This is a genomic window from Amycolatopsis sp. NPDC047767 (genome assembly GCF_040704195.1).
Lineage (GTDB): Bacteria > Actinomycetota > Actinomycetes > Mycobacteriales > Pseudonocardiaceae > Amycolatopsis.
The window spans coordinates 25,253-48,622 of sequence record NZ_JBEYSJ010000005.1 but is presented as its reverse complement, the minus strand read 5'-3'; the positions used below and the strand labels follow the sequence as shown (position 1 = coordinate 48,622).

Below are 23,370 nucleotides of genomic sequence, written 5' to 3'. Positions count from 1 at the left end.
GCACGCCCAGCTGACAAAGCGGCAACGCGCTCGTGCGCCCACTCCGAGGGGAGGCAGCGCTCCCGTGCGCCTGCTCAACGGCGCGGCAGCGCCCGTCCGACAGCGTGGCGGCGATCCCGCGCACAAAGCCGCAGGGGCGGGCGTGCTCCCGCGCCCCAACCAACGGCGCCGCGGCGCACCCCGACACGATGGCGACGCGCTCGTACGCCCGGCACCGAAGCCGAAGGGCGGCAGCGTTCCCGCGTGCCGGCCTACCCGCGCGGCTGCGCGCCCACCCGACAGCGCAGAGGCGCTACCGCGCCCAGCCAAGCGACGGCGGCAGTCCCACCCGCCAACCCGCCAGGGCAGCGGCGCACCCGAACTCCAGGGTGGAGACGCTCCCGTGCCGTGCCAAGAGGCGGCCGAGCTTCTGCGCGCCAGTCCAGCGGCGCAACGGCGTGCCGATCTGACAGCGCGAGAGGGCTCCCGCGTCACGGCCAAGGGACGGCGGCGCGCGCTAGACCAAAAGCACGGCAGCCAGCCCGTTCGACAATGCGGCGCCGCTCCCGCGCCGAATCATGAGCTGGCAGCGCTCCTTCGCGCCAGCCCAGCGGCGCGACGACGCGACCTCGCGCTCGTCTTACAGCGCGGCGACGTTCCCGGGCCAAGCCCAACCGCGCGGCGGCGATCCCGCGCGCTAGGCCAACAGCGCGGCAGCGCGCCCGTCCGACAGCGCGGCGGCGATCCCGCGCGCTAGGCCAACAGCGCGGCAGCGTTCCCGTCCGAGAGCGCGGCAGCGCGCCCGTCCGGCAGCGCGGCCGCATGCCCGTCCGAGAGCGCGGCGGCGATCCCAACCGACAGCAAGGCCGTGTTCCCGTGCCAACCGACGGGGTGCACTCACCCGCACCCTCGCTGGTGAATTCCGCGCGAACAGCAAGGAAAACCGTCCACACCCGGCCAACAACGCGCACCCAGGAGCAGCCTCACGCAGCCGTATAGCGACCGAAAACCGCCGCCTGCCCCCGTTTCACACCGGTGTCGTCGATGAGGTTCCACATCGTCACGTCTTCGATCCAGAAGCGGCGGCCCGACTTGGCGATGCGGCGGCCGCGGTAGCCGGTGACGAAGCCGTGGGTGGTGACGGCTTCGACGAGGGCGTCGCGGTCTTCCTGGCGGTCCGGTTCGGCGGAGAGGCGGGAGGGCATGCCGCGGAATTCGGTCCAGTCGAGTTCGAACGCGTGCTGGGCGACGAGGTTGGCGTAGGTGAAGCGGGGGTCGTCGGAGGTGTCGTGGGCGAGGAGGCCGAAGGGGGCGTCCGCGTAGAGGTGGTGGGCGGCGTCCGCCGTGGCGTCGATCAGTGGTGTGCCGACCACGCGGCGGTAGCTGTCCACGAGCAGCTGGGCGAAAGCGGCGTCCAGTGGTGACGACCCGGCGTCCGACATAACGCCAAGCTACGCCCGTCGCGGATCACGGCAAGCACAGGTGATCGACTTCACGTCGGGGTCCACTATGGACTCCACCGCCGGAGAAAAAGAACTCGCCACGGCCTCCCCCTCGAGGACCGTGGCGAGGCGTTCGTCCCTGGAGCGACTACGCGTTGACCGGGGTCCAGAGCGCGTCGATCTCCCGCTCCGCCGCGGCCAGGCTCTCGGCCGCCAGGTCGCGCAGGTCGGCCATCGCCGGGTTGGTGTCCGCGAGGGTCAGTTCCGCGGAGATGAACCGCGGCTCGATGCCGGTCATGGCGAGGCCGTGTGGAAGCCAGGACTCGGCGTGGTCCCAGCCGAAGCGCGGGGTGCCCTCGCCGTAGCCGCCGCCGCGGGAGGCCAGGACGAGGAACTCGCGGCCGTCGAGCAGGCCGGTGCCCGTGGCGGGGTCGAAGGCGAGGCCGGGCGCGATCAGGTGGTCGACCCAGGCCTTCACGACGCTCGGGGCGCCGTAGTTGTACAGGGGCAGGCCGAGCAGCACGGTCGAGGCGTCGCGGACCTCGCCGACGAGCTCCTCGGTGAGCTTCCACGACTCGTTCTGCTCCGCCGTGCGCTGCTCGGCAGGCACGACGCGGGCGAGGCCGGACGCGGCGTCGAAGTGCGGGACCGGGTTCGCGCCCAGGTCGCGGTAGGTGACGGTGCCGTCGGGATGGGCGGCTCGCCACGCGGCGGCGGCGCGGGCGGTGAGCGCTCGGCTGACCGAGCGGTCGCCGCTGATGCTGGAGTCGATGTGGAGAAGGTGAGGCATCTCGTTCGCCATCCATAGATCGTTTGTGTAGGGCAAACCATTTATAGCACATGGACGACTAGCGAGTTCTCGTATACTGGACGCATGGCCTCGCTCCCGGTCGTCAACCAGCCGCCCCACCGGTGCGGCGCCCTGCTCGACCACCTCTCGCGCCGCGTGCGCACGCGGGCGGAATCGGTGCTGACGCCCATGAACCTGCGCCCCCGCCACCTGCTCACGCTCACCGTGCTGCGCGACCACGGCAGCAGCACCCAGCAGGCGCTGGCCGCCACGCTCGGCATCGACAGCACGAACCTCGTCGGCCTGCTCAACGACCTCGAGGCCGACAACCTCATCGAGCGCCGCCGCTCCCCCGAGGACCGGCGCCGGCACGTGGTGGAGCTCACCGACGTCGGCGCGAAGAAGCTGGCCAAGGCCGAGTTCGCCATGGCCGCCGTCGAGGACGAGGTGCTCTGCGCGCTGAGCGTCGAGCAGCGCGAACAGCTCTACAGCCTCCTCCAGCAGGCCACCGCCACCACGGACGTCGAGGCCTGCGCCGCCGCCGACGACTCCGGGCGCACCCACGTGCAGGCCTGCGTCGCGGACGACGTGCAGGGGTAGCCGGCTCACCGAAGTGCGTTGAAAAAACGGCCCCACCCCCTCCTCGTGATCGCGCCCACAATGGGTACGCCCTGATGGGAGGACCGATGGCCGACACCGTGACCAGGCCCGTTCCGGTTCCGCTGCGCCCGGCGTGGCGGGGACCGAAGGGCGGGCAGATCCTGAAGATCGCCCGCACGACGGACCACAAGACGATCGGCGTCCTCTACCTCTCGACGTCGTTCGCGTTCTTCCTCATCGGCGGCCTCACCGCGCTGCTGATGCGCACGGAGCTCGCCCAGCCCGGCATGCAGTTCCTGTCACCCGAGCAGTACAACCAGCTGTTCACCATGCACGGCACGATCATGCTGCTGCTGTACGCGACCCCGAACCTCTTCGGCTTCGCCAACTTCGTCGTGCCGCTGCAGATCGGGTCGCCCGACGTGGCGTTCCCACGCCTGAACGCGTTCTCCTACTGGCTGTACCTGTTCGGCGGGCTGATCGTGATCAGCAGCTACCTCACGCCCGGAGGCCCGCCCGACTTCGGCTGGACCGCGTACACGCCGCTGTCCAACGCCATCCACTCGCCGGGCATCGGCGGCGACCTGTGGATCACCGGGTTGATCGTCTCGGGCCTCGGCACGATCCTGGGCGCGGTCAACATGGTGACGACGATCGTCACGTTGCGCTGCCCCGGCATGACGATGTGGCGGATGCCCATCTTCACCTGGAACATCCTGCTCACCGGCGTGCTGATCCTGCTCGCGTTCCCGATCCTCACGGCCGCGCTGTTCGGGCTGCTCGCCGACAGACACATCGGCGCGCACGTTTTCGACCCGGCCAACGGCGGCGCGATCCTGTGGCAGCACCTGTTCTGGTTCTTCGGGCACCCGGAGGTCTACATCGTCGCGCTGCCGTACTTCGGCATCGTCACGGAGATCATCCCGGTGTTCAGCCGCAAACCGCTGTTCGGCTACCGGACCATGGTGTTCGCGACGATCGCCATCACCGGTCTGAGCGCCACCGTCTGGGCGCACCACATGTTCGCGACCGGCGCCGTGCTGCTGCCGTTCTTCTCGTTCATGACGTTCCTCATCGCCGTGCCCACGGGGATCAAGTTCTTCAACTGGATCGGCACGATGTGGAAGGGACAGCTGAGTTTCGAATCGCCGATGCTGTGGTCGATCGGTTTCCTCGTCACGTTCCTGCTCGGCGGGCTCACCGGCGTGATCCTGGCCGCGCCCGCGCTCGACTTCCACGTGCACGACAGCTACTTCGTCGTCGCCCACTTCCATTACGTGCTGTTCGGGACCATCGTCTTCGCCACGTTCGCCGGCATCTACTTCTGGTTCCCCAAGATCACCGGCCGCATGCTCGACGAACCGCTGGCCAAGTGGCACTTCTGGACGACGTTCATCGGCTTCCACACCACGTTCCTGATCCAGCACTGGCTCGGCGACGCCGGTATGCCGCGCCGCTACGCCGACTACCTGCCCACCGACGGGTTCACCCTCATGCAGACCATCTCCACGATCGGGGCGTTCATCCTGGGTGCCTCGGTGCTGCCGTTCATCTGGAACGTGGTGAAGAGCTACCGCTTCGGCGCCCACGTGGAGACCGACGACCCGTGGGGCTACGGCAACTCGCTGGAATGGGCGACGACGTGCCCGCCGCCGCGGCACAACTTCCTCGAGCTGCCGCGCATCCGCTCCGAACGGCCCGCGTTCGAGCTGCACTACCCGCACATGGTGGAACGCCTGCGCGAGGAGGGCCACGTGCGCCGCACCGGCCGCCACCGCGCGACGCCGAGCCAGGCTGCGTCCGACGCGCTGACCCCGCCCGAAGACCAAGCTCGCTGATCGAAAGTGTCCTACGCTGCCTTGAGGAGGGCGGACCATGGACTCTGCGGCGGAGCGGCTCAAGAAGTATCGCGAGATGCGCGACTTCCAGCGCACCGCCGAGCCCGCGGGCGGCGACGCGGCCACCACGCAGGGAAACCGCTTCGTCGTGCAACGTCACCGCGCCCGCCGCCGGCACTACGACCTGCGCCTGGAGCTGGGCGGCGTCCTCATCAGCTGGGCCGTGCCGAAGGGCCCGACGCTCGACCCGAAGGTGCGGCGCATGGCCGTGCACGTCGAGGACCACCCGCTCGAATACGCCGACTTCGAGGGCGTGATCCCGCACGGCGAGTACGGCGGCGGCGACGTGATCGTGTGGGACCGCGGCACGTGGGAGGCCGTCGACACCGACGACCCCGAGCAGGCGCTCGCCGACGGCAACCTGCACTTCGACCTGTTCGGCGAGAAGCTCGCCGGTCGCTTCGTGCTCATCCACCCCAGCCGCGACGGCGACGGGAAGCAGTGGCTGCTGCTGCACAAGCAGGACGACCACGCGTCCGCCGGCTGGGACGCCGAGGACCACCCGAAGTCGGTGAAGAGCGGGCTGACCAACGACGAGATCAAGGCCGCTCCCCCGGCCCTTTGGCGCGCCGACCTGCCCGCGGCCGAGGCGGAGGTGCGGCTCACGCCGGAGTTCACCCCCGCGTCTCCCGCGGAGCTGAACGCCCTCGACGAGCTGGACGGGCGCGGCAGCTGGGCCGTCGCGGGCCGGAAGCTGGCGCTGACCAACCTCGACAAGGTGCTCGTCCCCGGCCGCGAGGGTGAAGACCCGATCACCAAACGCGACCTCATCCGGTACTACACGCGCATCGGCCCGACGATGCTGCCGTACCTCGCCAACCGCGCGCTCAACACCAACCGGTTCCCCGGCGGCATCGAGAAACCCGGCTTCTGGCACAAGGAAGTGCCCGACCACGCGCCGAAGTGGCTGCACCGCTGGCACTACGACAAGGCCGACGCCGACGACGTGCAGCAGTACCTCGTGCCCGAGGGCGTCGCAGACCTGGCGTGGCTGGCGAACTTCGGCGCGCTCGAGCTGCACGCGTGGACATCGCGCATCGAGGACGTCGAGCACCCCACGTGGACGTTGTTCGACATCGACCCCGGCCCGGAGACGTCGTTCGACGACGTGCTCGCGCTGGCCCGCCTCCACCGCACGGCGTTGGAGCACCTCGGGCTCATCGGGCTGCCGAAAGTCACGGGACAGCGCGGGATCCAGGTGTGGGTGCCGGTGGAACCGCGCTACACGTATGCGGAAACGCGCAAGTGGGCCGAGACCGTGTCGAAGACGATCGGGCGGACGCTGCCCGATCTGGTGAGCTGGGCGTGGCACAAGGACCGCCGCGGGGGCAAGGCACGGCTGGACTACACGCAGAACGTGCTGAACAAAACACTCGTCGCGCCCTACAGCGTCCGCCCGCGGCCGGGGGCGCCGGTTTCCGTGCCGTTGCAGTGGGACGAGCTCGACGACCCGGAACTCACCCCCGACCACTGGACGATTCGGACAGTCCTCGAACGAGTCGAGACCGTCGGTGATCCGTTCGCGGCGTTGCTGGGTGTGGAGCAGGAGCTGCCAAAACTGTGAATTATCACCGGTTCGGCCGCACCTGGAGCGCACTCCAGGCCTAGGGTCGGGGCCATGCGATTCGGAATGTTCGTTCCCCAGGGCTGGCGTCACGACCTCGTCGGTATCGACCCGGCCGACCACTGGACCACCATGCTCGACCTCGCCCGCTTCGCCGACGCGGGACCGTTCGAGTCGATCTGGGTCTACGACCACTTCCACACCGTGCCCGTGCCGAGCGACGAAGCCACCCACGAGGCGTGGAGCCTGATGGCCGCCTACGGCGCCGCGACTTCGCGCGTGCGGCTGGGGCAGATGTGCACCTGCATGGCGTACCGCAACCCCGCGTACCTCGCGAAGGTCGCGGCCACCATCGACGTGATCTCCGGCGGCCGCGTGGAGATGGGCATCGGCGGCGGCTGGTACGAGCACGAGTGGCGCGCGTACGGCTACGGCTTCCCCAGCGCCGGCGAGCGCCTCGGCATGCTCGACGAGGGCGTCGAGATCATGCGCCAGCTGTGGACCGAGGGCAAAGCCACCCTCGACGGCAAGCACTACCAGGTCGACGGCGCCATCTCCCGCCCGCTTCCCTTGCAGGACGGCGGAATCCCCCTGTGGATCGCCGGCGGCGGCGAGAAGAAGACCCTGCGCACGGCCGCGAAGTACGCCCAGTACACCAACTTCGTCGGCGACGTCGAGGGCTTCAAGCACAAGTCCTCCGTGCTGGAGGGCCACTGCAAGGACCTCGGCACGGACTTCGGCTCGATCGTCCGCTCGGCCAACTACAACGTCGTCATCGGCGAAACCGAGAAGGACGTGCAGGACCGGCTGGCGTGGATCCGTTCCCACTACGAGCCTTATCTGCCGGCGGATGTGCTCGAGTCCACTCACGAGAGCTTCGCGAAGGGGCCGCTGGTGGGCACGCCGGAGCAGATCGTGGAGCGGCTGAAGGAAATGGAAGGCCTCGGCATGACCTACGCGATCTCCTACTTCGTGGAGGCGGCGTATGACCGGTCGGGGATCGAGCTTTTTGCGTCGAAGGTGATTCCTGAGTTGGTCTGAGGGTTTATGTGGTTTGCCGGCCGGTGCCTGTTGGGGGTGCCGGCCGGTTTTTTTGTATCAGACCAGCGACTCGAGAAGGTCGGGTGCTGCCACCAACACCGTGGCAGCCAACGCAAACGGCACCACCCACAAAGCGACAAACCCGAGCTGTCGCAGTGAACGCACGCCCAGACCCAGCACCAAACCCACGGCGAGCAGAGTCGCCACACCGAGCGTGGGTGGGCCGAAGTGGGACCATTCGCGCACGGCATCGGCGAGGAGGAGGCCCACCGCGGCGGCCGTGGCGAGGGTGCCGGCGCGGGTGGGGGCGCCGATGAAGCGGAAGGCCAGGCCGAGGGTGCCCGCGAGGACGGCCAGAAGGCACCACAGCAGCACCGTCTGGGTGTCGATGGAATACGGCATGCCCGGGTATTTGAGGCCGTACATGACTTTCTTTCCGACGTAGAACGCCACCACGGCCGGCAGGAGGGCCGCGACGGTGCGGACGTACGCGCGGCGCGGGCCGCGGCCGGCGGAGACGGCGACGACCAGGGCGATCCACAGGACGAAGGCGTGGGCGAGGATGCGAAGGGTGTCGTTGTAGTAGGCGAAGGCCGCGAAGGCGCCCGAAAGCAGGCCGCCGGCGGCGGACAAGGCTTCGCCCGCGCCGAGGGGGCGGCGGGTCAGAGTGTCGGTCATGTGTCCCCCCAAAGAACGCTGACCTTACCGGGCGAAGGCGCGGAGGGGTCAGCGTTTCGTCAGCACCACCAGATATCGGCAAGCGTCCGCGGTCGGGTTCACATAAGTGCACGGCGCCGGGCGGCCGAGGTGCAGGCAGTCGCCCGCGTCGAGTTCGTGGACGGTGGGGCCCTCGACGAAGCGGAGGTGGCCCGACAGGACCCAGATCTGGTGGTCCGCGAACGCATACGAATCCGCGGGGAAGCCGACCGAAGCGCCGGCCGGCAGGGAGACCTCGACGAGTTCCGTGGGGCCGGGCGGTGAGACAGCGCGGCGCACGTACCCCGTGACCGGGTCGGTCCACGTCGGTTGAGCCGAAAAGCGCGAGAGGCGACGGTCGGAGCCGGCCTCGGCGCGGGCTATGAGCTCCGACAGCGTCAGGCCCAGGGCGGACGCGAGCCGGCTCAGCAACACCGCCGTGGGCTGGGCCTCGCCGCGTTCGATTTTGCCGATCATGGCGCGTGAGACGCCCGAGCGTTCGGCCAGGGTGCCGGCGGAGAGGTCGTGGGCCAGGCGGGCGTCGCGCAAGGTCGCGGCCAGCGAGGCCGACAGGGGGTCCGTCACAAGGTGACACTATAACAGTCAATATCCGCTACTATAGTGAGCCATGCTGATCCGAGACGCCGACGAGCGCGACGCCGAAGCGTGCGCCGAGATCTACGCGCCGTACGTGCGCGACACGACGATCACGTTCGAGACGGAGCCGCCGACCGGCGCGGAGATGGCGGAGCGCATCAAGCGCGCCGCGAAGACGCACGCGTGGCTGGTGCTGGAGATCGACGGCCGCGTGGCCGGGTACGCGTACGGCGGGCCCTTCAAGGAGCGCGCCGCGTACCGCTGGTCGTGCGAGGTGAGCGTGTACCTGGAGCTGGGGCGGCGACGCACGGGTGGCGGCCGCGCGCTGTACGAAGCGCTCTTCGCCCGTCTCGCCGAGCGCGGGTTCCGGACGGCCGTTGCCGGGATGACGCTGCCGAACGAGCCCAGCGAAGGCCTGCACCGGGCGCTGGGGTTCGAGCCCGTCGGCACGTACCGGCGCATCGGGTGGAAACACGGAGCGTGGCGGGACGTGGCGTGGGCGCAGCGCTCGCTCGTGCCCGATTCGAACGAAACTCCGGAGGAACCACGCTGAGCAGTGCAGAATGGAGCCCATGAGCGCCGACCTCGACGAGCTGCGCAGACTGCGCCGGGCCCGTGACCGGATGGACCGCGAGTACGCCGAACCCCTCGACGTGCCCGCGCTCGCCCGCACGGCGCTGATGTCGACGGCGCACTTCAGCCGCCGGTTCCGCGAGGCGTACTCCGAGACGCCGTACTCCTACCTCATGACCCGCCGCATCGAACGCGCCAAGACGCTGCTGCGCAACGGTCTCACCGTCACCGAAGCGTGCTTCGCCGTCGGGTGTACGAGCCTCGGTTCGTTTTCGGCGCGGTTCACCGAGCTCGTCGGCGACACGCCCTCGGCGTACCGGGCGCGCAACCACGAGGACGTCGCCGCGGTGCCGCCGTGCCAGACGATGGTGGCGTCGCGCCCGCGCAAGACCGGCGGCGCGCCGCGGCAGAGCAGTTTTGGAGAAGCGTCCGTCGGCGCGCCCGCATAACCTCACGGCATGACTGTTTCCATCGCCGCCGTGCACGTGACCGTCGACGATCCCGACGCGGCCGTCGCGTTCTACAGGGACACGCTGGGTTTCAAGGTGCGCAACGAGGTCGCCAACGACGGCTTCCGCTGGGTCACCCTCACCACCGAGACCCAGCCCGACATCGAGATCGTGCTGTCGCAGCCGCACGCCGGCCGCTCGAAGGCCGACGGCGACACCGTGGCCGAGCTGCTCGCGAAGGGTGAGCTCGGCACGATCAACCTGCGCACCGACAACCTCGACGAGACGTTCGCCAAGGTCGCCGCCGCGCCCGGGGCCGAGGTGCTGCAGGAGCCGACCGACCAGTTCTGGGGCGTGCGCGACGCCGCCGTGCGCGACCCGGCGGGGAACCTGGTGCGGATCGCGCAGGCCTAGTTGCCAATCCGCCCAAAAGCAGGCGGACACCTGTGCGCGCGACCCTCTCGAACACGAGTTTCCGTCGTGGCTGTGGCCGGATTCGCACCAATCAGGACAGCCAGTCCCCGCTGATGTCGAGGTCCTCGATGTCCTGCTCGAGCCGGGCGCGCCAGGACCACTGCGGCTGGGTCCAGTCGGTGTCGTCGGCCGGGGGCTCGCCCAGCGGCAGCGCCTGGTCGGTCACGCCGTGGGTGACGCGGTAGGCCAGCGCCGACGTCGCCGCGCGGATCCACCGGTCCCCCGCCGCACCGGACGGCGGGGCGACGCCGAACGCGTGCGTGAACCACACGGGCAGCAGCGCGCTGGAGCCGATCGCGTCCGTGATGCGTTCGCGCAGCTTGGAGTGCAGCTCTTCCCAGTCGCGTTCGGACTTCTCGATCTGGGGCAGCACGCGGGTGCGCGTGACGTCGTCGGCGGTCAGCATCTGCTGCGCGGCCTCGGCGTCCTTGATCGCGGCGGGCAGCTGCCGGTCGAGGACACCGCGGCGGCGGGCGACCACTTCGGACAGTCGGGCCTGCGCGCTGCCGCGGTTTTCGTCGCCGTGCTGGGTGGACGCGAGGATGGCGAGCACGTTGATGAGCGCGTTTTCGCTCTCTGCCAACGCTTCCCGCGCCTGCGGCAGCCGCGCGATGTCCTCTTCGTACGGACGGCGCTGGTTGGCCGTCATGAGCTGCGCGGCCAGCGCGTGGCGACGTTCGGCGTCCGCGGCGAGCTTGCGCAAGGCAGGCCCGACGTCGTCGAGGTCCACCACCGGCACCTTCTCCGACACGCGCACGGCGCGTTCGAGCAGCTGCAGGCGCTGGCGCAGACGTTCGAGCTGGCGCGTGGCCACGTCGAGGCGGGATTCGTGGCGGACCTGGGCTTCGGAGAAGGACTCGAACGTCTCGCGCAGCTCCGTCAGCTCGCGCCCGGTGCGCGACTCGAGGTCGACGACCGTTTCCTGCATGCCGTCGACGGTTTCGGACAGCGCGTCGAACTCGCTGTCGGACTCCTCGGTTTCCTCGTAGTACTCGGTGTCGGGGTAGTACTCGGAGTAGGTCATCGGACCTCCTGCACCAGGAACACGACGGTGGCCACGGTCGCGAGCGCGGCCAGCACGACCAGGATCGCCTGGACGGCGCCCGGGACCAGCAGCGACGCGCCCGTGAGCCCCGCGGCGGCCGCCCCCACGTACGCGGCGCGCAGCCGCCGGTCGACCATCAGCGGCGTCGGCCCGAGCGCCCCGAGCGCGATCCGCAGCCCGGCGCCGAGCAGCGGCAGCGCGAACAGGACCCACACCGCGCCGATCCCGCCGAACAGCATCAGCGCCCCCACGACCATCCCCACCGCGACCGGCGCCGCCGCCAGGTACAGCGACAGCCGCTGCGCGCCGGCCCGCCGCGCCTCGAGCTTCGCCGCGCGCACCTGCTCGGTCGCGATCTCGACCTCACGCTCCGTGCGCAACAGGTCCTCGGCCGCGTCGACCAGGCTGTCGAGGGCACGCGTCCGCTCGTCCCCGGCCTCCGGCAGGGCGCCCAGCCCCGCCCGCATGGCCTCCTGCACCCGGGCGACGCGCGCCGTCGCCTGCTCGCGCTTGTGCTGCGCTGGCGTAGTCACCCGGCCACTGTAGGTACGAACCGCGCCAACCTACGGGAACGACGCGGCTTGCGGTGGGGTGTCGCCGCCGGTCAGATGACCCCGAAGAGGCAGAAACCGCCGTCGGGACCCTGCCGCAGCATGAACGTGGCGCTGTAGGGCATCGGGTTTCCGGGATAGTCCGAGTCGACGTGCACGAACTGCGTGATCTCGTGCAGCGGCTCGACCTCCCGGACGCGATAGTGCCCCACGTTCGGGTCCGCGAAATGCCCGTGCACCAGCGACGCCGGGCTCTCGTCCGCCGACGCGCACACATACGCGGCGGCCCCGGCGAGGTCGTGGACGTTGAGCTTGCCGAGCAGCTCGTTCATGAACTGCGGCTCAGCCAGAGTGCGAGCGGCGCCGACCGGGTGGTTCTTGTTGAGGAAAAACCCAGGCGCGACGAAGCCTGTGATGCCGACGCCGCCGGCCAGGACGACGACTACGCCCAGGGAGATCCAGAGCCAGAGGAGCCTGCGCTTCTTGGGCTGCGGCGGGTAGCCGGGTTGGACCCACTGTTGTTGTGGGTACGGCTGCTGCTGGGGCGGGTACGGCGGCTGTTGCGGGTACGGCGGTTGTTGGGCCGGGTAGGGCGGTGGTTGCTGCGCGTACGGCTGTTGGGGGTAGGGCTGCTGCGGATACTGCCCGCCCTGCTGCGGTGGGTAAGTCATGGTCGTCCTAGCGTGCTCACCGAACGTAACTTACCCATACCGCACGCGTAATTCTCGACGGAGGCTCGTCCCGCACCAAGCCGCCGAACATTGCGCCCCGGCCCCATCCCCCGCCAGACAGGCCCCCGCCCTCTCTAGGGGGCGTGCCCTTGTCCAGTCCATCGGCCACCCCCGACAAAACCCGAGCGCTGCCGAGGCGACTCCAAGCAGATTTACGGGCATCCAACCCCAGACCGGCCCGAGGCCGACAGAGCCCGACAGAATCCGGGATATCCCCGACGCGCCCAGCCCCGAGACCGGGCAGAATCGAGCGGTGCGGATCAGCTTGCTCGGCCCCCTGGAGGTCCGGACGGACGACGGCGCGTCCGTCGAGGTCGCGGGTGCGCGGCTGCGGGCGCTGCTGAGTGCGTTGGCCGCGGATGGCGGGCGGGTGGTGCCGGCGGGGCGGCTGGTGGACGCGGTGTGGGGAGAGCAGCCGCCGTCGACGGGGAATGCGTTGCAGGCGCTCGTGTCGCGGTTGCGAAGGGCCGGGGTGGTCGTGGAGGCCGCGGCGGTCGGGTATCGGGTGGTGGCCGACGTCGACGTGGTGCGGTTCGAGGAGCTCGTCCGGCGGCGCGACACCAGCGCGCTGGCCGAGGCGCTCGGGCTGTGGCGGGGGCCGGCGCTGGCCGACGTGGCGGACAACGCCTACTTCCAGGGCACGATCGCGCGGCTCACGGAGCTGCGCCTGGCCGCGGTGGAGGAGCACGCCGAGGCGGAGCTGCGGCGCGGCGGCGGCGAGGAGCTGACGGCGGAGCTCACCGCCCTCCTGGCGGAACACCCGTTGCGCGAGCGCCTCGCCGCCGCGCTCATGCGCGCGTTGTGTGCCGCGGGGCGGCCGGCCGAGGCGCTGACCGTCTACGAGCGCCTCCGCAAAGCGCTCGCCGAAGAGCTGGGCACCGACCCGTCGGCTCGGCTTTCCGCCTTGCACACCGAGATCCTGCGTGAGTCCTCTGTGGACACCCAGTCCGAGGCGCGCACCAATTTGCGCGCCGGGCTCACGAGTTTCGTCGGTCGTGACGCCGATGTCGCCCAAGTCGTCAAGCTCGTCGCCGAGTACCGGCTCACCACGCTCACGGGGCCGGGCGGCGCGGGGAAAACGCGCCTGGCCACCGAGACCGCGCGCACGCTCCTCGACCGCACGCCGGGTGACGTCTGGTTCGTCGCGCTGGCGCCGGTCGCCGACGCCGACGTCGCGCAGGCCGTGCTCAGCGCCCTCGGCCTGCGTGAACAGGGGCAGCTCGGGCTCGTCGCCGGCGGGACGGCCGCCGACCGGGCCGTGAGCGTGCTGCGTGACCGCGACGTGCTGCTGGTGCTGGACAACTGCGAGCACGTGGTCGACGCCGCCGCGGAGCTGGCCGACCGGCTCCTCGGCGAGTGCCCGCGCCTGCGGATCCTGGCGACGAGCCGTGAGCCGCTGGCCGTGACGGGTGAGGCCCTGTGGCCCGTGGCGCCGTTGGCGTTGCCGCCGGAGGGCGCGAGCGTGACGGAAGCGATGTCGTGCGCGTCGGTGCGATTGCTGGCCGACCGCGCCGCCGCGGTGCGGCCCGGGTTCGAGGTCGCGGAAGCCACGGTCGAGGCCGTTACGCGCATCTGCCGCGCGCTCGACGGGATGCCGCTGGCCGTGGAGCTGGCGGCGGCGCGCCTGCGTTCGCTCACCATCGCGCAGCTGGCCGCGCGCCTCGACGACCGGTTCCGCCTGCTCAACGCCGGCAGCCGCACGGCGATGCCGCAGCACCGGACGCTGCGCGCGGTCGTCGACTGGAGCTGGGAGCTGCTCTCGGAAGCCGAACGCACCCTGCTGCGCCGGCTCGCCGTGTTCTCCGGCGGCGCCACGGCCGACGCGGCCGCCGCCGTCGCGAAGACCGACGACACCGCAGACCCTGCTGGCCGCCCTGGTCGACAAATCGCTTCTCGTCGTGTCGCAGGCGAGCGAGCCGCGGTACGGGATGCTGGAGACGATCAAGGCCTACGCCGCCGAACGGCTCGACGAGGCCGGCGAGCGCGAGTCCGTCCGGCGCGCCCACGCCGAGTGGTTCGCGCGGTTCGCCGAGACGGCCGACCCGCACCTGCGCGGCGCCGAACAGCTCGGCTGGCTCGCCCGGCTCGCGGCCGACCACGGCAACCTGGCCTCGGCGGTGCGCGGCAGCATCGCCGCCGGCGACGCGGCGATGGCCGTGCGGCTCGTGATCGCCGCCGCGTGGTTCTGGCTGCTGGCGGGGCACAAGGGCGAAGGCCAGGAGCTGATCACGGCGGCGCTGGCCGCGCCGGGTGAGGTCGACGCCGAGGACCGGGCCGCGGCCAACGCGCTCGCCGCCGTGTTCGTCACCGCCGGCCTCGCGGACTTCGGCTCGGCCGACGACTACCTCCGCAACGCGATGGAGCTGAGCGACCGGACCACGCGCCACCCGGTGCTGCGGTTCATGGTGTCGCTGCAGGAACTGTTGTCCGGCCTGGAAACCGGGGTCGCGCCACGACTGGACACTTTGGACGATCTCCTCACGGACGAAGACCTCTGGCTTCGGGCGCAGGCGCGGATGAACCGGGCCCAGCTGCTGCTGGCCGGCGGTGGCGGGCAGGAGGCCGCCGAGGAGGACGCCGCCGAGTCCGTGCGGCTGTTCCGGCTCATCGGCGAACGCTGGGGCACGTCGCTGGCGCTCGGCAACCTCGCCGACCTCGTGGCCCGCCGCGGTGAGCTGCGGCTCGCGATCGAGTACTACGGCGAGGCCGCCACGGTCGTGTCCGAGATCGGCACCCTCGAAGACGTGCTGTGGTTGCGCGCGCGGCAGGCGCAGCTGCACTGGCTGCTGGGCGACGTCGAGGCCGTGGACGCGGCCCTGGCCCAGGCCGACCGCGACGCCGCGGTGGTCGTGTACCCGGACGCGCTCGCCGGGCTGGCGCAGGCCAAAGCCGACATCGCCCGGTGGCGTGGCGACGCCGACGGGGCACGGGCCGAGTTCGACCGGGCCGAAGGGATGTTGCGCCACTTGTCGGTGCACCCGTCCTTCCAGGCGACGGTGCTGCTGTCGCGGGCTTATCTCGACGCCGAGGCCGGTGACCTGGCCACGGCCGCGCAACGACGACGCGACGCCGTGCGGATGACCTCGGGCGACGCGATGTACCTGGCGCAGGCCATGGTGAGCATCGCCGATCACGCCACGCGGATCGGGCGGACCGAGGACGCCGCGCGGTTGCTGAAGACAGCCGAGACGCTGCGCGGCGGGCCCGACTGGTCGCTGCCGGACCTGGTGCGGTTGCTGGAGATCGTCGACATCGAGGCCGCGGAAGCCTTCGGCGAAACCGAACTGAAGGCCGTCATGGAGTCCGTCCTGGGCTGAGGACCCAGGCCCTGCACCGAACCTGTCAGCGAACGATCTTGCGGCTGAACACGTCGTCGAGGTGCTGACGCGGCGCTGACCTGGCCTCCGACCAGCGCTTTTCGACGGAGCTCAACGCCGTGGACTTCTCCGGGGACCGCCTTTAGCGTGGTCGCCGTGACGACCTACGTGCTCGTGCCCGGCGCCTGCCACGGCGGCTGGTGCTTCGACCGGCTCACCGGGCAGCTGCGCGACCTCGTCGGCGCGCTGGAGGCCGAGCGGGTGGAGAACGCCGTGCTCGTGGGCCACAGCTACGGCGGCATGGTGATCACCGGCGCCGCCGATCGCGTGCCGGACCTGGTCGACGCGCTGGTGTACGTGGACGCGTTCGTGCCGCGCGACGGTGAATCCTGCTGGCAGCTCACCGACGACCGGCAGCGCGAGTGGTACCTGAGCGTCGCCGAGACCGGGTACGCGAAGGAGTGGGACGGCGGCTCGCCGTTCCAGCCGACGTACGAGCGGCTCATCGACGATCCACTGTGGAACGTTCATGCCCTCGACGGCAAGCACGACCTCATGCGCGACGCCCCCGACGAGCTCCTGCGCATCGTGCTCGACGCGGGCTGAGCCGCGTCCCGGGGTTCGTGGTGCGATGGACGGCATGGAGATCCGGGAGATGCGGGCCTTCGTCGCCGTGGTGGACGAAGGTGGGCTGTCGGCGGCGGCGCGGCGGCTGCACGTGAGCCAGCCGGCGGTGTCGCAGACGGTGCAGGCGCTGGAGCGGCAGCTGGGGGTGCAGCTGCTGGTCCGCAGCAACGCGGGCGTGCAGCCCACCGAAGCCGGGATGACCTTGGCCGGCGAGGCACGCGCCGTGCTCGCGCGGCACGATCAAGCCGTGGCGACGGTGACGCGGCACGCGTCGGGCAGCCCGCTGCGAGTGGGGATGCCGCTGGAACTGCCGCCGGATCTCATGGCCCGCGCCCTCGCCGACCTGGCCGGCGCGTTCCCGGACACCCGGGTGCAGGTGGTGCACGCCTCGACGACCGGACAGTTCGCGTTGCTGCGCAAGGGCGAGCTCGAGCTCGGCCTGGTCCGTGAACACCCCGTCGGCCCCGAACTCGACGCGATGCCGGTGCTGGCGGAGAACCTCGGCGTCATGCTGTCGAAAGCGCAAGCCGACCAGCTCGCCGGCCCCGACGGTGTGCGCCTCGACGCACTGGCCGGGCTGGAGTGGATCGGGTTTCCGCGCGAGGGCAGCCCGGCGTGGTACGACGAGGTCACCGCGATCTTCCGTTCGCACGGTCTCGAAATCGGCCCCGACCCGACGGCCGGGCACTCGCTGATCTCCGAGCTCAAGTTCGCCGCCGTGAGCGCGGGCGGCGCGTTCACGCTCGCGCCGCCGAACTGGACGCAGCCCATCCCCGAGCACCTGGCGTGGTGCCCGCTGCTCGGATCCCCGCTCGTGCGCCGCACGTGGGCGGTGTGGCCGGCCTCCTCGCACCGCCGCGACCTCGGACATCTCGTGGCGGCCTTGGACGTCTTATAGGCGCCATAAGCGAGCCGTATCGCCGGGTCGGAAGGCTCACCGGGCCGTTTCGCTTGAACGAGGCGACCGCGCACGAAAGCGCGGCGGACTCGGGAGAAGTGAACGAAATGACGGCAGAACTGTCGGGAACCACCGCTCTGGTCACCGGCGCCACGAGCGGCATCGGGCGCGCCACGGCGGTCGCGCTGGGCAAGCTCGGTGCGCACGTGCTGGTGAGCGGTCGCGACGCCGGCCGGGGCGAGCAGGTGGTGAAGGAGATCGTCGCCGCCGGTGGGCAGGCCGCGTTCCTGGGCTCCGACCTCGCCGACGCCGCGTCGGCGCGGGACCTCGCGGTCCGGGCGCTGGCGGTGACCGGTCAGGTCGACGTGCTGGTGAACAGCGCCGGCATCTTTCCCTTCGGCCCCACCGAGGACACCACCGAGCCGGACTTCGACTCGGTATACGCGTTGAACGTGAAGGCGCCGTACTTCCTCGTCGCGGCGCTGGCGCCGGCGATGGCCGAGCGGGGCGCGGGATCCATCGTGAACGTGTCCACCATGGTCGCCGAGTTCGGTGCGGCAGGGATGGGTCTCTACGGATCCAGCAAGGCCGCGCTCGAACTGCTCACCAAATCGTGGTCCGCGGAGTTCGGGCCGCGCGGCGTGCGGGTGAACGCGGTGAGCCCCGGGCCGACGCGCACCGACGGCACGGCCGCGATGGGTGAGAGCCTGGACCAGCTGGCGTCCCTCGCGCCGGCCGGGCGCCCGGCCGGCCCGGAGGAGATCGCGGCGGCGATCGTCTTCCTGGTGACGGGTGGCGCGAGCTTCATCCACGGCGCGGTGCTGCCGGTGGACGGCGGACGGGTTGCGGTGTAAGGGATTTCGAGTGGCTGAGCCGGCGCGGGTTCACGCCGGGCTACTGGTGCTGCAGTTCCTGCGACTTCCGCAGCGACCGCAATGATCGTGAGTCCGCGAAACCCGCGCTGCGGGCCGCCGCCTCGAGCGTCGACCCGTCGGCCAGCAGGTGCTCGGCGTGCTCCAGCCGCAGCGTTTGCTGATAGCGCAACGGAGTCATGCCGACGGCGTCGACGAAGTGGCGCGTGACCGTCCGCTCGCTGCAGCCCAGCTCCCGCGCCAGCGACGAAAGCCGCAGCGGTTCCGCGTAGCGCGTCTCGATCAGGTCCTGCACGCGGTGCACCAGGTCGGACAGGTGGTTGCGGTGGCGGAGCAGGCCGGTGACGGGCTGCTGGCCGTTGCGGCGCGCGTAGAAGACGAGCGAACGCGCGATGCGGCCCGCGACGCCCGGACCGTGGGCGCTGGCGACGAGGTGCAGCGCCAGGTCGATGCCGCTGGCCATGCCGGCGGAGGAGGCGACGCGGCCGTCGACGACGTAGAGCACGTCGCGGACGACGGTGGTGGCCGGGTAGCGCAGGGCGAGGTCGTCCTGGAGGTCGTGGTGGGTGGTGCAGCGCCGGCCGTCGAGCAGGCCCGCCTCGGCGAGCGCGACGGTGCCCGCGCAGACGCTCGCGACGAGGCCGCCCGCGGAGTGGTGGACACGCAGCAGGTCGAGCCCGCGTGGCATGGCCGGGGCGACGCCCGGCGTGAACCCGGCGCCGCCGGGGACCACGAGGATGTCGTCACGGCCGAGCACGGGGACGCGGGTCGAGGCGCGCACCGGCAGGCCCTCGGCGGTGGGCACGTCGGGTTCTTCGGCGAAGTAGGCCGGCTCGTAGGGCAGGCCCAGCGAGCGCGCGGCGAGGAACACGTCGGCCGCGCCCGCGATGTCCAGCAGGTACGCCTGAGGTGCGAGCAGGAACACCACCCTCGTCATGAGCGCGACGCTACCCGCGAGCGTCTCCCGGACCGGCGGCGTCGGCGCGGGTCCGGGAGACCTCGGGTAAGGGTCCTGCCCTCGTGGGCCCAGCTGTGGCGAAACGCGTCACGCCGCCAGCGGAGGCACCTGCTCGCCTTCGATCGGCGGACCGGGCGGGGTGCCGTCGCCGAACGGACGGCCGCCCAGCTCCTCGCGGCCGTGCGGCGTCAGCCAGCCCGACAGGTCGGGCCCGGCGGGGATGATGCCGGTCGGGTTGATGGAGCGGTGCACCACGTAGTAGTGCTCCTTGACCTGGTCGAAGTCGATCGTGTCGCCGAATCCGGGGGTCTGGAACAGGTCACGCGTGTAGGCCCACAGCACCGGCATCTCGGTGAGCTTCTCGCGGTTGCACTTGAAGTGGCCGTGGTACACCGCGTCGAAGCGGACGAGCGTGGTGAACAGCCGCACGTCGGCCTCCGTGATGGTGTCGCCGATGAGGTAGCGCTGGTTCGCGAGGCGCTCGGAGAGCCAGTCGAGACGGGCGAACAGCGCGTCGTACGCCTTCTCGTACGCCTCCTGCGAACCGGCGAAACCGGCCTTGTAGACGCCGTTGTTCACGTCGCGGAACACCTTGTCGGCGACGTCGTCGATCTCGTCACGCAGGGGTTCCGGGTACAGGTCGGGCGCGCCTTCGCGGTGGTACGCGCGCCACTCCAGCGACAGGTCGAGCGTCATCTGCTTGAAGTCGTTGGTCACGACCTGGCCGGTGGGCACGTCGACGATCGCCGGCACGGTGATGCCGCGCGGGTACTGCGGGTCGCGCTTGAAGAAGGCCTCCTGCAGGCGCTCGATGCCCAGCACCGGGTCGCGCCCGCCCGGGTCGAGGTCGAACGTCCAGCTGCGCTGGTCGTGCGTCGGCCCGCAGATGCCCATGGACAGCACGTCCTCGAGGCCCAGCAGCCGGCGCACGATCGACGCGCGGTTGGCCCACGGGCACGCGCGGGCGATCACGAGGCGGTAGCGTCCGGGCTCCACGGGCCAGCCGTCGCGGCCGTCGGCGGTGATGCGGTCGGCGAGGTAGTTCTGGTCGCGCTTGAACTCGCCCTTGTCGGCAGTCATGGCACCACTTTCGTCGAAGGGTTGCAGGTCACTCGGGGCACGGCTGGGGGCCGTCCGGCTCCAGCGCCGCGGCCACCCGGGCGAGGATCGGGCCCGCGCCGCGGATCTCTTCGGGGGTCAGGTGGTCGAACAAGTGCGACCGTACGCGCGCCAGGTGCCCCGGGTAGGCGCCCGCGAGCTTGGCGCGACCCGATTCGGTGAGCGACGCGTTGGCCGCGCGGCCGTCGCTCTCGCACTTGGCCTTCTCCACGAGGCCGCGCTTGACCAGGCTGTCGACGACGCGGCTGATGCGGCTGAGCGAGAGCGCCGTGGCCTTGGCCAGGTCGGACAGCCGCAGCCACCCCTCCTCGGCCTCGGACAGGGACACGAGCACGGTGTAGTCGGTCATCGAGATGCCGGTCTCGTTCACGAAATGATCTTCCAGCACCCGCGGCAACACGGTGATGATCCGCGTCAGCGGCCGCCACACGGCCTCTTCTTCCCTGCTCAACGGCACTCTGTCCACCATATGGGCAGTCTACCGGAATACTTGCTCGCGCAATCAGGTTATGTGGGCTAGAGTCTTGTTGAGCCCTCAACCAAGTGGTTGGGGGAGCGAACCCGAAGGAAGAGATCCCATGACCAGCGCGACCACCACTTACCCCCAGCTGACCGGCGAGTACACGATCGACGCCGCCCACAGCCGCATCGGCTTCGTCGCCCGCCACGCGATGGTGACGAAGGTCCGCGGTGCGTTCAACGAGTTCGACGGCACCTTCACCGTCGACGGTGAGAACCCGGCGAACTCGACCGCCAAGGTCACCATCCAGGCGCACAGCATCGACACCCGCAACGCCGACCGCGACGGTCACATCCGCAGCAACGACTTCCTCTCGATGGACGAGTACCCGCAGATCACCTTCGTGTCCACCGGGATCACCCAGACCGGCGACACCAGCTTCGACGTGACCGGCGACCTGACCATCAAGGGCGTTGCCAAGTCCATCACCATCCCCTTCGAGTTCGAGGGCTCGGCGAAGGACCCGTTCGGCAACGACCGCGTCGGCTTCGAGGGCTCCACCACGATCTCCCGCAAGGACTACGGCATCACCTGGAACGCCGCGCTCGAGACCGGCGGCGTGCTGGTGTCCGACAAGGTCACCCTCGAGTTCGAGGTCTCGGCGATCAAGAACGCCTGAACCTCGTCCCAGACCCCGGGTACCCGGGTCGCGCAGGGCCGGCTCACTTCAGTGGGCCGGCCCGTTCGCGTTTGCAGGGTCCCCGCGCTCCGCGGTTCAGCTTTCGGGCAGGAGGGCTTCGCCCAGGCGACGCCAGTGCGGCATGGCCGAGGCTCCCGGTGAAGTGCCGATGACCTGGATCCCGACGTGGTCCGCGCCCGCTGCCAGGTGGCCGCGGAGTTTCTCCACGACGGTGTCCACGTCGCCCCAGAAGACGAGGGCGTCGACGAGGCGGTCGGAGCCACCGTGGGACGTGTCGGCTTCGGAGTAGCCGAGGCGGCGGAACTTGGCGACGTTGTACTTCGACGTCAGGTAGCGCGCCAGGTGCTCGCGCGCGACGGCGCGGGCCACCGAAGGATCGCGCTCGAAGAGGACGGCGTGCTCGACGCCCAGGAAGGTGTCCGGGCCGAGGATCTCGCGGGCTTGCGCCGTGTGGTCGACGGTGACGTGGTACGCGTGGGCGCCCGAAGCGCGGTCGCGGGCCAGCTCCAGCATCTTCGGTCCGTACGCGGCCAGGATGCGGCGGACCGGTGAAGCCGGCGCGGGGTTCGGAGTCTGCACGGCGTCCATCTCGTCCAGGTACGCGGCCATGGCGGCCAGCGGTTTGACGTCCGGCCGGGAGGCGCCGCCGTAGCCGAGACCGAGGACGTGACGGCCGGGGTAGGCGTCAGCGAGCAGGTGGGCGGCGCCTTGGGTCCACCGCGCTTGGCGGGACCAGATCTGCGCGATGCCGTTGACGACGCGCATGCGCTGGGTCGCGGCAAGCAGGAAACCCGCGTGCGTCAAGGCTTCGCGGCCCAGCAGTTCCGGCACCCAGATCGCGCGCCAGCCGTGTTCTTCCAGTTCCTGCACCGAATCCCGGATCAAAGCGGCGGGCTGGTGTTCGAAGTCGAACGTCCAGATCCCGAACTTGCCCAGCCCGTCCACAGCATCTGCTCGCGTCACGTATCGAAGTATCGCAGAATTACGATATGACGCGCAACCAAGGAGCCGGGGCTGAGAACACCTGGACCTACAACGTCTGACCCAGCACCGAAACCAGCGAGGCGATCCGCTCCTCGTCGCGCCGGTAATGGGTCCACTTCCCCACTCGCGTGGACCGCACCAGGCCCGCGCGCTCCAGCTCCGCGAGGTAGGCCGACACCGTCGACTGCGCCAGACCCGCCTTCGCCTGGATGTGGCTCACGCACACGCCGACGTCGAGCACCCCGCCGTCGAGCGGGAAGTGCTGCGCGGGGTCCCGCAGCCACGTGAGCAGCTGCAGCCGCACGGGGTTGGCCAGTGCGCGCAACGCCCGCACGACCTCGGGATCCGCGACTGTTTCCACAGCTGCAGGATACCGCGCACATTTCGCGGTATCCCGATCCGAACTAGCTGCGCCGCAGGTTCTCGATCGCCACGTCCAGCGCGTTCTCCAGGTGCGCGGACGACCCCGTGGACAGCAGCATCATCACCCCGCCCTGAAGCCCGGCCAGCAAAGCCGACGCCGCTCGCGCGGGATCGACCGACGGTCCGACCTCGCCGGTCGCCTGCAGGTGCCGGATGCCGGCCGCGAGCTCGGCGAGCCAGCGCTCCATGAGCTGCGTCGACACCGCCTGTGCGCCCGGGGTGTTGCGGCCGAGCTGCGACATCACGACGTTGATCGGGCAGTGCCGGCCCTGCTCGGTGTAGTGCGCCACCACGGTGTCGCGCCACGACTGCCACGCGTCCCACGTGTGCAGCGCGCCGAGGTAGGGCTGCTGCGAACCCAGCACCTGCTCGGCCTCGAACTCCGCGACGGCCAGCAGCAGCTGCTCCTTGCCGTCGGGAAAGTAGTGGAACAGCTGGCTTTTGCTCGTGCCGGTGCGCGCGCGGACGTCGTCGAGCGTGGTGTCGAACACCCCGCGCTCGCGGATCTCGGCAGCGGCACCCTCGACGATGCGCTGCCGCGTCGCGGCGCCCTTGCTGGTGAGCGTCTGGGTCACGGCCACC

General features: G+C 70.6%; 25 protein-coding genes. 12 read left to right on the top strand and 13 right to left on the bottom strand.

The genetic code is table 11. The annotated features are described in order from the left end of the window. Positions 1 to 962: 962 nt before the first annotated feature. Together AB0878_RS11265 and AB0878_RS11260 are read right to left on the bottom strand one after the other, a co-directional pair. A complete protein-coding gene (locus tag AB0878_RS11265) occupies positions 963 to 1,421 on the bottom strand; it encodes an MEKHLA domain-containing protein (RefSeq protein WP_366578821.1) in 459 nt (152 codons plus the stop codon). 148 nt (positions 1,422 to 1,569) lie between these two features. Continuing rightward, positions 1,570 to 2,211 (bottom strand): NAD(P)H-dependent oxidoreductase, encoded by a 642-nt coding sequence (locus AB0878_RS11260; protein ID WP_366578819.1) that lies wholly within the window; start codon positions 2,209 to 2,211, stop codon positions 1,570 to 1,572. Between the two features lie 84 nt (positions 2,212 to 2,295). Between AB0878_RS11260 and AB0878_RS11255 the strand changes: the two genes are divergently transcribed. The 4 genes from AB0878_RS11255 (at position 2,296) to AB0878_RS11240 (ending at position 7,314) form a co-directional block, all read left to right on the top strand. After that, positions 2,296 to 2,811, top strand: a complete 516-nt coding sequence (locus AB0878_RS11255; RefSeq protein WP_366578818.1) for a MarR family winged helix-turn-helix transcriptional regulator — start codon at positions 2,296 to 2,298, stop codon at positions 2,809 to 2,811. A gap of 86 nt (positions 2,812 to 2,897) precedes the next feature. Further along, entirely contained in the window at positions 2,898 to 4,649 is a 1,752-nt protein-coding gene (ctaD, locus tag AB0878_RS11250) for a cytochrome c oxidase subunit I (RefSeq protein WP_366578817.1), read from the top strand. A gap of 37 nt (positions 4,650 to 4,686) precedes the next feature. Further along, positions 4,687 to 6,273: a non-homologous end-joining DNA ligase gene (gene ligD, locus AB0878_RS11245; RefSeq protein WP_366578815.1), complete on the top strand. Its 1,587-nt coding sequence runs from the start codon at positions 4,687 to 4,689 to the stop codon at positions 6,271 to 6,273. A 54-nt stretch (positions 6,274 to 6,327) separates the two neighbouring features. Then, positions 6,328 to 7,314 (top strand): LLM class F420-dependent oxidoreductase, encoded by a 987-nt coding sequence (locus AB0878_RS11240; RefSeq protein ID WP_366578813.1) that lies wholly within the window; start codon positions 6,328 to 6,330, stop codon positions 7,312 to 7,314. Between the two features lie 57 nt (positions 7,315 to 7,371). On the opposite strand, the gene AB0878_RS11235 is transcribed toward AB0878_RS11240, so the two are convergent. Both AB0878_RS11235 and AB0878_RS11230 read right to left on the bottom strand, forming a co-directional pair. Continuing rightward, on the bottom strand, positions 7,372 to 7,992 hold the full coding sequence (locus tag AB0878_RS11235) for a hypothetical protein (protein ID WP_366578812.1): 621 nt from the start codon (positions 7,990 to 7,992) through the stop codon (positions 7,372 to 7,374). A gap of 48 nt (positions 7,993 to 8,040) precedes the next feature. Continuing rightward, the gene (locus tag AB0878_RS11230; protein ID WP_366578810.1) at positions 8,041 to 8,595 is read right to left on the bottom strand and encodes an XRE family transcriptional regulator; all 555 of its coding nucleotides are present in this window, start codon (positions 8,593 to 8,595) and stop codon (positions 8,041 to 8,043) included. Positions 8,596 to 8,638: 43 nt separating this feature from the next. Between AB0878_RS11230 and AB0878_RS11225 the strand changes: the two genes are divergently transcribed. From AB0878_RS11225 to AB0878_RS11215, 3 genes are read left to right on the top strand one after another with little or no spacing between them, the layout of a single operon-like run. Further along, complete coding sequence (locus tag AB0878_RS11225) at positions 8,639 to 9,160, top strand: N-acetyltransferase family protein (RefSeq protein WP_366578808.1); 522 nt, start codon at positions 8,639 to 8,641, stop codon at positions 9,158 to 9,160. Positions 9,161 to 9,179: 19 nt separating this feature from the next. Beyond that, complete coding sequence (locus AB0878_RS11220) at positions 9,180 to 9,629, top strand: helix-turn-helix transcriptional regulator (protein ID WP_366578806.1); 450 nt, start codon at positions 9,180 to 9,182, stop codon at positions 9,627 to 9,629. Between the two features lie 9 nt (positions 9,630 to 9,638). Next, positions 9,639 to 10,043 carry a VOC family protein gene (locus AB0878_RS11215; RefSeq protein ID WP_364057973.1) on the top strand — a complete coding sequence of 135 codons (405 nt, stop codon included), beginning with the start codon at positions 9,639 to 9,641 and terminating at the stop codon, positions 10,041 to 10,043. Between the two features lie 91 nt (positions 10,044 to 10,134). Here the strand turns inward: AB0878_RS11215 and AB0878_RS11210 are convergent, their stop codons facing one another. From AB0878_RS11210 to AB0878_RS11200, 3 genes are all read right to left on the bottom strand, one after another. Further along, a complete protein-coding gene (locus AB0878_RS11210) occupies positions 10,135 to 11,127 on the bottom strand; it encodes a hypothetical protein (RefSeq protein WP_366578804.1) in 993 nt (330 codons plus the stop codon). Then, positions 11,124 to 11,681, bottom strand: a complete 558-nt coding sequence (locus AB0878_RS11205) for a hypothetical protein (RefSeq protein WP_366578802.1) — start codon at positions 11,679 to 11,681, stop codon at positions 11,124 to 11,126. The genes AB0878_RS11210 and AB0878_RS11205 overlap by 4 nt, the downstream gene beginning before the upstream one ends. A 71-nt stretch (positions 11,682 to 11,752) precedes the next feature. After that, positions 11,753 to 12,370, bottom strand: coding sequence for a hypothetical protein (locus tag AB0878_RS11200; protein WP_366578800.1), 618 nt, complete (start codon positions 12,368 to 12,370; stop codon positions 11,753 to 11,755). A gap of 313 nt (positions 12,371 to 12,683) precedes the next feature. Between AB0878_RS11200 and AB0878_RS11195 the strand changes: the two genes are divergently transcribed. From AB0878_RS11195 to AB0878_RS11180, 4 genes are all read left to right on the top strand, one after another. Further along, on the top strand, positions 12,684 to 14,684 hold the full coding sequence (locus AB0878_RS11195; RefSeq protein ID WP_366578798.1) for a BTAD domain-containing putative transcriptional regulator: 2,001 nt from the start codon (positions 12,684 to 12,686) through the stop codon (positions 14,682 to 14,684). 1,219 nt (positions 14,685 to 15,903) lie between these two features. After that, positions 15,904 to 16,353 carry an alpha/beta hydrolase gene (locus AB0878_RS11190; protein ID WP_366578796.1) on the top strand — a complete coding sequence of 150 codons (450 nt, stop codon included), beginning with the start codon at positions 15,904 to 15,906 and terminating at the stop codon, positions 16,351 to 16,353. A 34-nt stretch (positions 16,354 to 16,387) separates the two neighbouring features. After that, positions 16,388 to 17,272: a LysR family transcriptional regulator gene (locus tag AB0878_RS11185; RefSeq protein ID WP_366578794.1), complete on the top strand. Its 885-nt coding sequence runs from the start codon at positions 16,388 to 16,390 to the stop codon at positions 17,270 to 17,272. 107 nt (positions 17,273 to 17,379) lie between these two features. Further along, complete coding sequence (locus AB0878_RS11180; protein ID WP_366578793.1) at positions 17,380 to 18,126, top strand: SDR family oxidoreductase; 747 nt, start codon at positions 17,380 to 17,382, stop codon at positions 18,124 to 18,126. Positions 18,127 to 18,166: 40 nt separating this feature from the next. Here the strand turns inward: AB0878_RS11180 and AB0878_RS11175 are convergent, their stop codons facing one another. The 3 genes from AB0878_RS11175 to AB0878_RS11165 all read right to left on the bottom strand — a co-directional run bounded on the left by AB0878_RS11175 (position 18,167) and on the right by AB0878_RS11165 (position 20,690). Further along, positions 18,167 to 19,081 (bottom strand): DJ-1/PfpI family protein, encoded by a 915-nt coding sequence (locus tag AB0878_RS11175; protein WP_366578791.1) that lies wholly within the window; start codon positions 19,079 to 19,081, stop codon positions 18,167 to 18,169. 108 nt (positions 19,082 to 19,189) lie between these two features. Further along, on the bottom strand, positions 19,190 to 20,182 hold the full coding sequence (locus AB0878_RS11170) for a glutathione S-transferase C-terminal domain-containing protein (RefSeq protein ID WP_366578789.1): 993 nt from the start codon (positions 20,180 to 20,182) through the stop codon (positions 19,190 to 19,192). Positions 20,183 to 20,210: 28 nt separating this feature from the next. Then, positions 20,211 to 20,690 (bottom strand): MarR family transcriptional regulator, encoded by a 480-nt coding sequence (locus AB0878_RS11165; protein WP_366578787.1) that lies wholly within the window; start codon positions 20,688 to 20,690, stop codon positions 20,211 to 20,213. 109 nt (positions 20,691 to 20,799) lie between these two features. Here AB0878_RS11165 and AB0878_RS11160 point away from each other — a divergent pair, with 109 nt between their 5' ends. Beyond that, positions 20,800 to 21,360: a YceI family protein gene (locus tag AB0878_RS11160; protein WP_366578785.1), complete on the top strand. Its 561-nt coding sequence runs from the start codon at positions 20,800 to 20,802 to the stop codon at positions 21,358 to 21,360. Positions 21,361 to 21,456: 96 nt separating this feature from the next. On the opposite strand, the gene AB0878_RS11155 is transcribed toward AB0878_RS11160, so the two are convergent. From AB0878_RS11155 to AB0878_RS11145, 3 genes are all read right to left on the bottom strand, one after another. Then, entirely contained in the window at positions 21,457 to 22,344 is an 888-nt protein-coding gene (locus AB0878_RS11155; protein WP_366578783.1) for a TIGR03620 family F420-dependent LLM class oxidoreductase, read from the bottom strand. A 67-nt stretch (positions 22,345 to 22,411) separates the two neighbouring features. Then, positions 22,412 to 22,726: a metalloregulator ArsR/SmtB family transcription factor gene (locus tag AB0878_RS11150; RefSeq protein ID WP_366578781.1), complete on the bottom strand. Its 315-nt coding sequence runs from the start codon at positions 22,724 to 22,726 to the stop codon at positions 22,412 to 22,414. Positions 22,727 to 22,769: 43 nt separating this feature from the next. Continuing rightward, the gene (locus AB0878_RS11145) at positions 22,770 to 23,363 is read right to left on the bottom strand and encodes a TetR/AcrR family transcriptional regulator (protein WP_366578779.1); all 594 of its coding nucleotides are present in this window, start codon (positions 23,361 to 23,363) and stop codon (positions 22,770 to 22,772) included. Between the last annotated feature and the right edge of the window lie 7 nt (positions 23,364 to 23,370).

Excerpts from the sequence above, each read along its gene's own strand:
- AB0878_RS11265 (WP_366578821.1), bottom strand. The coding sequence starts at position 1,421 with ATGTCGGACGCCGGGTCGTCACCACTGGACGCCGCTTTCGCCCAGCTG.
- AB0878_RS11260 (WP_366578819.1), bottom strand. The coding sequence starts at position 2,211 with ATGCCTCACCTTCTCCACATCGACTCCAGCATCAGCGGCGACCGCTCG.
- AB0878_RS11255 (WP_366578818.1), top strand. The coding sequence starts at position 2,296 with ATGGCCTCGCTCCCGGTCGTCAACCAGCCGCCCCACCGGTGCGGCGCC.
- ctaD (WP_366578817.1), top strand. The coding sequence starts at position 2,898 with ATGGCCGACACCGTGACCAGGCCCGTTCCGGTTCCGCTGCGCCCGGCG.
- ligD (WP_366578815.1), top strand. The coding sequence starts at position 4,687 with ATGGACTCTGCGGCGGAGCGGCTCAAGAAGTATCGCGAGATGCGCGAC.
- AB0878_RS11240 (WP_366578813.1), top strand. The coding sequence starts at position 6,328 with ATGCGATTCGGAATGTTCGTTCCCCAGGGCTGGCGTCACGACCTCGTC.
- AB0878_RS11235 (WP_366578812.1), bottom strand. The coding sequence starts at position 7,992 with ATGACCGACACTCTGACCCGCCGCCCCCTCGGCGCGGGCGAAGCCTTG.
- AB0878_RS11225 (WP_366578808.1), top strand. The coding sequence starts at position 8,639 with ATGCTGATCCGAGACGCCGACGAGCGCGACGCCGAAGCGTGCGCCGAG.
- AB0878_RS11220 (WP_366578806.1), top strand. The coding sequence starts at position 9,180 with ATGAGCGCCGACCTCGACGAGCTGCGCAGACTGCGCCGGGCCCGTGAC.
- AB0878_RS11215 (WP_364057973.1), top strand. The coding sequence starts at position 9,639 with ATGACTGTTTCCATCGCCGCCGTGCACGTGACCGTCGACGATCCCGAC.
- AB0878_RS11210 (WP_366578804.1), bottom strand. The coding sequence starts at position 11,127 with ATGACCTACTCCGAGTACTACCCCGACACCGAGTACTACGAGGAAACC.
- AB0878_RS11200 (WP_366578800.1), bottom strand. The coding sequence starts at position 12,370 with ATGACTTACCCACCGCAGCAGGGCGGGCAGTATCCGCAGCAGCCCTAC.
- AB0878_RS11185 (WP_366578794.1), top strand. The coding sequence starts at position 16,388 with ATGGAGATCCGGGAGATGCGGGCCTTCGTCGCCGTGGTGGACGAAGGT.
- AB0878_RS11180 (WP_366578793.1), top strand. The coding sequence starts at position 17,380 with ATGACGGCAGAACTGTCGGGAACCACCGCTCTGGTCACCGGCGCCACG.
- AB0878_RS11175 (WP_366578791.1), bottom strand. The coding sequence starts at position 19,081 with ATGACGAGGGTGGTGTTCCTGCTCGCACCTCAGGCGTACCTGCTGGAC.
- AB0878_RS11170 (WP_366578789.1), bottom strand. The coding sequence starts at position 20,182 with ATGACTGCCGACAAGGGCGAGTTCAAGCGCGACCAGAACTACCTCGCC.
- AB0878_RS11165 (WP_366578787.1), bottom strand. The coding sequence starts at position 20,690 with ATGGTGGACAGAGTGCCGTTGAGCAGGGAAGAAGAGGCCGTGTGGCGG.
- AB0878_RS11160 (WP_366578785.1), top strand. The coding sequence starts at position 20,800 with ATGACCAGCGCGACCACCACTTACCCCCAGCTGACCGGCGAGTACACG.